Source organism: Alteromonas sp. 4NS20-0143, from assembly GCF_057542855.1.
Genome location: NZ_BAAJLR010000023.1, coordinates 1 through 1,563, shown reverse-complemented (window position 1 = coordinate 1,563; position 1,563 = coordinate 1). Strand labels below are relative to the sequence as shown.

The following is a 1,563-nucleotide window of genomic DNA, read 5'->3' as shown; positions in this document are numbered from 1 at the left end:
GATAGCAAGGCAATTCTTCCGATTAGCTTGTCATGCATACAACATTACCCGTGTCCGACGTCAAAAGGCGGACATGAGGCCGATACTCAAGGCTTTTTAGGGTTGTATGGTTAAGTGACGAAGCGTATACGGTGGATGCCTTGGCAGTTAGAGGCGATGAAGGACGTGTAAGTCTGCGAAAAGCTGTGGTGAGCCGACAAAATGCATTTGAGCCACAGATGTCCGAATGGGGAAACCCACCTGTTTACAGGTATCGTTACATGAATACATAGTGTAACGAGGCGAACGAGGGGAACTGAAACATCTAAGTACCCTTAGGAAAAGAAATCAATTGAGATTCCCCTAGTAGCGGCGAGCGAACGGGGAGCAGCCCTTAAGCTGTTTAGTGTGTAGTGGAATCCTTTGGGAAGAGGAGCGATACAGGGTGATAGCCCCGTACACAAAGCGTGCTTTACAGTGAAATCGAGTAGGTCGGGACACGTGTTATCTTGACTGAATATGGGGGGACCATCCTCCAAGGCTAAATACTCCTAACTGACCGATAGTGAACCAGTACCGTGAGGGAAAGGCGAAAAGAACCCCTGTGAGGGGAGTGAAATAGAACCTGAAACCGTATACGTACAAGCAGTAGGAGCACCTTCGTGGTGTGACTGCGTACCTTTTGTATAATGGGTCAGCGACTTATATTTAGTAGCAAGGTTAAGCGAATAGCGGAGCCGTAGCGAAAGCGAGTGTTAACTGCGCGTTGAGTTGCTAGGTATAGACCCGAAACCCGGTGATCTAGCCATGGGCAGGTTGAAGGTTGAGTAACATCAACTGGAGGACCGAACCGACTAACGTTGAAAAGTTAGCGGATGACTTGTGGCTGGGGGTGAAAGGCCAATCAAACCGGGAGATAGCTGGTTCTCCCCGAAATCTATTTAGGTAGAGCCTCGGACGAATTCCATTGGGGGTAGAGCACTGTTAAGGCTAGGGGGTCATCCCGACTTACCAACCCTTTGCAAACTCCGAATACCAATGAGAACTATCCGGGAGACACACGGCGGGTGCTAACGTCCGTCGTGGAGAGGGAAACAACCCAGACCGCCAGCTAAGGTCCCAAAATATTGCTAAGTGGGAAACGATGTGGGAAGGCATAGACAGCTAGGAGGTTGGCTTAGAAGCAGCCACCCTTTAAAGAAAGCGTAATAGCTCACTAGTCGAGTCGGCCTGCGCGGAAGATGTAACGGGGCTAAGCAATATACCGAAGCTGCGGCAGCACAGTTTACTGTGCTGGGTAGGGGAGCGTTGTGTAAGTGGATGAAGGTGAGTTGTAAAGCTTGCTGGACATATCACAAGTGCGAATGCTGACATGAGTAACGATAATGGGAGTGAAAAACTCCCACGCCGGAAGACCAAGGTTTCCTGTCCCATGCTAATCAGGGCAGGGTAAGTCGGCCCCTAAGGCGAGGCAGAAATGCGTAGTCGATGGGAAACGGATTAATATTTCCGTACTTGTATAATCAGTGATGGAGGGACGGAGAAGGCTAGGCAAGCTTGGCGTTGGTAGTCCAAGTGAAAGTG

General features: G+C 49.8%; 1 rRNA gene. It reads left to right on the top strand.

The annotated features are described in order from the left end of the window. Window positions 1-108: 108 nt before the first annotated feature. Window positions 109-1,563, top strand: a 23S ribosomal RNA gene (locus AC27HD_RS18775); the annotation flags it as partial.